This window comes from Blastomonas sp. CCH9-A1 (assembly GCF_001557175.1).
GTDB lineage: Bacteria > Pseudomonadota > Alphaproteobacteria > Sphingomonadales > Sphingomonadaceae > Blastomonas > Blastomonas delafieldii_A.
This window is the reverse complement of sequence record NZ_LSHM01000030.1, coordinates 273,050-279,345: the sequence shown is the minus strand read 5'-3', so window position 1 is coordinate 279,345 and position 6,296 is coordinate 273,050. Positions and strand designations below refer to the sequence as shown.

Here is a 6,296-nt window from a genome sequence, read left to right as displayed (position 1 = left end):
GAAAATGCAGCCCGCTGGCCACAACCGAATTTACACCACGTTGACGGACACGACCCAACACACAAGCCAAAGGCCGTCCCATGGGGCGGCCTTTGGCGCATCTGGAAGATCCAAACAAATGATCAAATTCACGTTCTACGATATCGAAACGGCCTGGGATGACGATTTGCACGCAGCGTACCGCTCCATCGATCGCCGGGTGAAAGCCCGGGTAAGGATGGCAAGCAGGCGTGTCTTTGCAGCCGCAGCATTCGACGTCACACTCCACAGCGATGGCGCGATCTGCTTCGAGAGGATGGCGAGCTGGACCGAATACACCCATGGGGATGAGCAGGCCGTGGTTCGCGGCCTTTTCGACCATCTGCGCGCAGTCCCGGACAATATTGCCACGGCCTTTGGCAGTGTGGCGATGGACCTGCCGATCCTGACGCTCGCCGCTATGGAACACGGTCTGCCACTGCCGACCCAACTGCTGCTGCGCAAGCCGGCTCCCAAGCGCGGGCCGATCCGGCCGCATCTCGATCTTGGGCTGCAGCTGAAGGCTACAGGCAAATCCTGGACGCACCTCAGCGAAGTGCTGATTCGTCTTGGCCTGCCGGCGACATTGATGCAGGGCAAGAAGCGGGTCGAGTTTCCGACCGATCCGGCTGGCTGGGCCGCTGCCCGTGCTCACTGCGAGCTCGACACCGCGCTGCTCGCCATCGCGACCATGGCTTGGCAGCGGTCCCAAGGTCAGTGCAGCCTTGACCCCAGGATCGCCAGCTTTGTGACCCTGGACTGGCTGCGGCGCAACCGGCCGCTGACACCCGCGATGCAGGACAAGCTTGCTGAAATCTGCGCAGCGATGTCGGAACAGTTGGCGGACCACCTCCTGCGCGCCGCCTGAAGGAGGGGCCGGGGGGAGGGGACTCCTCCGGCCCCGTCAGGACAGGTTGTAGGACTGCTGCAGCAGCGGCTTGCACCGCTCGAAATCCTCAAGCGACGATATGCTGATCTCAAGGTCACCCGTTCCGACGTGGCCGATCTTTCGCACGTCGCGCGTAAATCCCGGCTCGAGCTGCACCGTGTCGGGATTGACCTTCACGAACACCAGCAGCTTCTTCGCTTGGTTGCGCAGTTCGACGCTGGCAAAGTTCTTGATCCGGCGGAAGGCGATGTAGAAAGCCGTGGTCCTGGTATCCACGTCATCCCCCAGCGCGAGCATATAGTCCGCCAACAGGTGATACAGATCCAGCAGCTCCTGCGGTGCTTCCTTCATCTGTTCGGTGATCGTCTTATAGGTCGTTTTGGAGGCGCTGCCGGCCGCGGTGCCGCTGACGGGTGCGGTTGTGGCAGCGCTGGCGCTGGTGAGTTGATCGAGCAGCAGCAGGTCGCTGTCAAAGCGCCGATACCGGATTAGTGCGATATTGCGGTTCATCTGCTTCACCGCATGCTCATCATATTTGCCGAAGTCGGTGGCGATGCAGATCAGGCGCGGGCCGGTCCAGTCTACCAGCCTGGCCGCCTCGGCCCCCAGCCGCTCCAGCACCAGCCATTCGAAATCCTTGCGATGGCCCATCAGCCAGTCGAGATAATATAGCCCTTGATTGATGACATTCTCGTTCGACGATCGCTTGTACTCAATCACGACCGGGCTGTTGTTCTCGTCAATGCCCAGCGTGTCCATGCGGCCACCTTCATTGGTCGGGAACTCGCTCGCCAGAAACCGGACGCCGAGCAGCGTCTCCAGATTCCTCTCGAAAACGGTCTGCAACGATTTTTCCAGCGCCATCGCGCCACCGGCCAATTCGGTGACATCAGACCCTGCCATCCGATAAAGCTTGATGTCGCTCATTGCGCGCCATTTTCCTTCGATGCAGCCGCGCGATGCAATCGAGCCACCAGGTCTTTCAATTCCTGCGCGCGCTTGGTTTTGCGATAGCCGAGCTCGGCAAGCACCAGTGTGAGCTCAACGGGGTCGCGCTCGCTTGTTCGGGTATGGGCTTCGAGCGCCTCGATCGAGAGGTGGCCCATGGGGCGCCCTGCCGTGCCAACGCTGCGCTTCATGCCGCGTACCGTCCGTCCTTGAGCCGTCGGGCCATGCCGATGCCGGTCAGCGCGTCGAGCACCGGGCGGACGGTGGCGGCGCGCTTGCCCTTGAAGCTGCGGGCGATGTCCTGCGCGGCGAGGGGGGAGGGGGCGGCGGTGAGGATCGACTGGACGGCGCTGACCTGTTCGGGCAGCGTCTTGGGCCATGCGATGACATTGTCGGGCAGAACCACCGCCGCCTCGCCGAAGTCGAGCGTCTGGTTGACCGGGGCGGAATAGCCGGGGTCCTGAAATTCGGGGCGCAGATAGCGGATCAGGCCGCGCGCCTCTTCGGCGGCGCGTTCCTTGTTCAGCGCGACCAGCCGGGTAAGGATGTCCTCGTCGGACAGGTCCACCGGCCAGCCATAAGCCTCGGCCACCAGCGCGTCGATGGCATCATGATGCTGGCGGATCAGCGTGACCAGCCCGCGATCATGCATGTCGCGCTCCGGCTCGGTCAGCGCGCGGCCCTCGCGCAGGGCTTCCAGCACGTTGTAGAGCTTGGTCAGCGTAAGGTCCTCGTGCGCTGCCAGCACGCGCTTGCGCAGCGCGTCGAGCGCCTCGGCCTCGCTGCGGATGCGGTCCTTCAGCGGTTCGGGAACGTCGGCGGGGAAGGGGAATTTCCCGAAGCAATCTGAATGGTTGTAGTTTGAATCATTCCCCATTCCAAGCCATCCGCCGGTGCGTACAGCCCAAGCTAAATGAGTCCGGCTAGATAGCACGCCAAGATGAAACCCGTCATCGAGGCCAATCCCGATTATCTTTGCGTCCAGAATGGTATTCGTGAAGACGAAGGAAAAAATCCGATGCTTCGCTGTCCGGCAGGTGGCAATAGCACGGGGCAAGCCGTGGATTGCCCTGCGGAGGGCAGGTGCGTTCTCACCAAACAACCACCAGTTGTCGCGGCGTGTTGCTCGTCGATTTTGATCGCGCTCGGGTTTGACCGAGTTTAGGATGTGCTGATACAGGATTGGTGACGCCAAAGCAGCAGCATTTTCTGATAACCCGTGGAAATCTATGACCCATTTCGGTTCATGTCGCTGAACCAGATCTCGCCCAATAAGATACTCCTTCAGGTTCGGGGGCAGGGCATTGCGGTCAAAACCGTAACGGACAAGATCATCTGCCTGAAGCCGAAACCCAAGGCCAAGCGGGTTCATGCCCTGAACCGCCAAGCCATGGTTAGCGCGAAGGTCGCTCGTATCTTCGGCGTTGGCCCCAATATTTAGGGCGCTGTTAATGTGGCCTCGTTGGGTGTGCAAGCTTACCGCTACCTCGCCATAGGCATTTGGTAGAGCCAATTCATCGGTCACTTCAATGAGGACGCCAAACGGTTCATTCGGCGAGCCGACGGTCATGGCAATCCTCACTGCCGCACCATCCTTCTCATCAACCCACGGATGGTCGGGGATGGCGAACGCCAAGGTGCAGTTGCTGTTTTCAATCACATACCGGTTGAAAGGCTGCGTTATCGAGTTTGTCGTGATGAAACCGAAACGCCTGCAGCCTTTTGTCGTGCATTCTCGGGCGGCGATGTCCCACCAATACATCACAAAATCCACTGACGCGCTGACTTTCGGAAATGCCTTCCGCACCGCTTCGGCATAGCCGTCGCCAAGCCGCTCCCGCATGCGTTTGTTGCCAATGAAAGGCGGATTGCCGACGATGAAATCCGCCTTGGGCCATTTCGCCGCGCGCGGCTTCACATAGCTGTACACTTCCACCCGAGCGTCCTCGTCGGGCACCTTGCGGCCGGTGACGGGGTGCAGCTTCATCGTCTCGCCGTCCCAGCGGGTGACGGGCTTGCCGCTTTCGTCCTTCACCAGCTCGCGCTTGTCGTATTCGATCAGCGCGTCGCGGTTCTCGATGGTGCGGATGTCCTTGAGGATCGGCTCGGGCGGGCTGCGGTCCTTGCCGTTGACGCGGAAATGCCATTGCAGATAGCCGATCCAGAGCACCAGCTGCGCAATCGCCGCCGCGCGCGGGTTGATCTCGATCCCCAGGAAATTCTCGGGGGTGATGGTATGGCCGGACAGCTCGGCCAGATACTGGTTGTCGCCCAGTTCCTTGAGCAGTTCCAGTACCTCGCCCTCCAGTTCCTTCATTCGCGCCATCGCGACATACAGGAAGTTGCCGGTGCCGCAGGCCGGATCGAGCACCTTGGTCTGAGCCAACTGGGCGTGGAAGGCCTCCACGACCGCGCGGGCGGCATCGACCTTGTCTTCGCCCATCAGGCTTTCCACCGCCCCGCGCACGCCGTCCCAATCGCTGCGCAGCGGTTCCATGATGGTGGGGGCGATCAGCCGCTCGACATAGGCGCGGGGGGTGTAATGCGCGCCCAGCTTGGCGCGCTCCTTGGGGTTGAGCGCGCGTTCGAGCAATGTGCCGAAGATCGCGGGTTCCACCTCGGTCCAGTCCTTGCCCGCCGCCTCGATCAGCACCAGCAGCTCCTCGCGCTCCAGCGGCAAGGCCTCGCGTGACTTGAACAGGTATCCGTTGAAATGCTTGACCGGAATGCCGAGCGAGGGGGCGAACTCGCCCTTGTCCATCGCGGTCCACAAGGCGGTCAGCTGGTGGTGCAGATGTTCGGGATGGTCGAGCTGCGCCTTCAAGAGGTCGGTGAACGACTTTCTGGGCAGCAGCACGCCGGTATCCTCGGCGAACATCGTGAACAGCAGGCGCATCAGGAAGCCGCTCACGGCCTCGGCATTGTGCCCGCGCGCCTCCAGCCGCCGCGAAATGGTGGCGAGATAATCGGCAATCTCGCGCGTCGCCTTGGCGGCGCGGGTGGAAGGGTCGAGCGCCTTGGGGTTGGTCCAGATCAGCGCCAGCCGCTCGCGCACCTTCTCGTCATGCAGGTCGTCCAGCATGATGCGGTAGGATGCGCGGTCAGGGAACTGGGCATAGGCTTTGCCGGTGCCGGTGAAGTCCGCGTACACGTCGATGCAATAGCCGATGTCCGCGATCAGCAGGATCGGCGGCCAGCCATGATCGGTCGGCAGCGCCTTGGCGTAGCGTTCGGCCTGGCCCTTGGCCTGAAGCATCGCGCGGGTCCATCCGGGTGTGCCCCGCCTTGCGGTGCCTCGCTTGACGCGGGCGCTCGCGGACTGGCCGAATATGTCCAGATCGTCCTCACCGCGCGCCGCAGCCGCCTTGTCCGCCTCGCTGCCCTGCTTGGCCTCAAGGATGAAGCAGTCGCGCTTGTAGCAGTCGATGCGGCCAAAGCTCTGCGTGCCGTCGCCATTGTCCTGAAAGACCCGGCGTTCGAACACGTAATCGTTGTGCGCGTCGTCGGTCCGGCTGCCATCGGGCGCGGGCACGCCGATCAGCGCGCACAGGCCGTTGATGAAGCTCTGCGTGTTCGCCAGCTCAGACCCGCCCGTATCGCGCCACTGGGCGATGAAAGCGTCAATATGCTGCTGTGTGGAAGCGTCCCCTAGCATCGGTTCACATAAGCACCGAGGGCAGGGGGCGGCAATCAGAGATTGATCCAGGTTGGGGCTTTGGACCGGATGGACGCGGCCACTGTGTCGGCGCCAAGGCGACCGCTAGTTGAGAGCGCACGCCGGTCGACATCTCGCGCAACGAGCCTGCCATCTCGCGCGAGCGCAGCAGCCGATAATATCTCACAAGAGTGTTTGATTTTGCTCGTCCATCCAGCGCGCTGGCACTTCGGCAGGCGATCGAAATCGATCTGGAGCTGACGGCAACGAGCTTTGCTGCGATCTTGCTATAGGGGGCGCAGTGGTGACTGCCGCGCTTCGTGCGTTCAGCTGCTTCCTAATGACACTACGAACGCGATCGGGACTTGGCAGTGTACCCGCAACGATGCCGGTCTGGACCAGCTCATCCAGTATGGCTCCTGCCACAGCAACGGTTTCGGTTGCGTCCAGACCGGTGGTCATGGCGGCAACTTCATCCAGCACTTGTTTGACCAGCGCTTCCAAGTTGATGCGCTTTTCACGCTCCTCACGTGCCTTTGCGATACGCTCCTGCGCGAGGCGCTTCAATGCCTGTTCGAATCCATCGTTCACCACATAATGTTGCGATGTACGTGGTCTTACGGATGATGCTTTTGTTGATGGTAGTTTGTTTTTCGGCATACCAAGATCCTCCATTTGTTAAAATATAGGATGAATGTTTTTGGTTTGCAAACAGAAGAGAAGGGAGGATAATAAGGAGTTAACTTTAGAGAGGTAGCAAGTAATGTCGTGTCCACCTTTTTTGCC

Annotated in this window: 5 protein-coding genes; 1 reads left to right on the top strand and 4 read right to left on the bottom strand. The window is 61.1% G+C overall.

The window, feature by feature from the left end; translation table 11 throughout:
• Positions 1-118: 118 nt before the first annotated feature.
• Positions 119-886: a hypothetical protein gene (locus AX725_RS09195; protein ID WP_066114572.1), complete on the top strand. Its 768-nt coding sequence runs from the start codon at positions 119-121 to the stop codon at positions 884-886.
• 36 nt (positions 887-922) lie between these two features.
• On the opposite strand, the gene AX725_RS09190 is transcribed toward AX725_RS09195, so the two are convergent.
• From AX725_RS09190 to AX725_RS20905, 4 genes are all read right to left on the bottom strand, one after another.
• A complete protein-coding gene (locus AX725_RS09190) occupies positions 923-1,834 on the bottom strand; it encodes a DUF5655 domain-containing protein (protein WP_066114570.1) in 912 nt (303 codons plus the stop codon).
• On the bottom strand, positions 1,831-2,046 hold the full coding sequence (locus AX725_RS09185) for a hypothetical protein (protein ID WP_066114568.1): 216 nt from the start codon (positions 2,044-2,046) through the stop codon (positions 1,831-1,833). Before AX725_RS09185 ends, AX725_RS09190 begins: the two co-directional genes overlap by 4 nt.
• Complete coding sequence (locus tag AX725_RS09180) at positions 2,043-5,510, bottom strand: class I SAM-dependent DNA methyltransferase (RefSeq protein WP_066114566.1); 3,468 nt, start codon at positions 5,508-5,510, stop codon at positions 2,043-2,045. The genes AX725_RS09185 and AX725_RS09180 overlap by 4 nt, the downstream gene beginning before the upstream one ends.
• 183 nt (positions 5,511-5,693) lie before the next feature.
• Entirely contained in the window at positions 5,694-6,170 is a 477-nt protein-coding gene (locus AX725_RS20905; protein ID WP_155645646.1) for a hypothetical protein, read from the bottom strand.
• Positions 6,171-6,296: the final 126 nt, after the last annotated feature.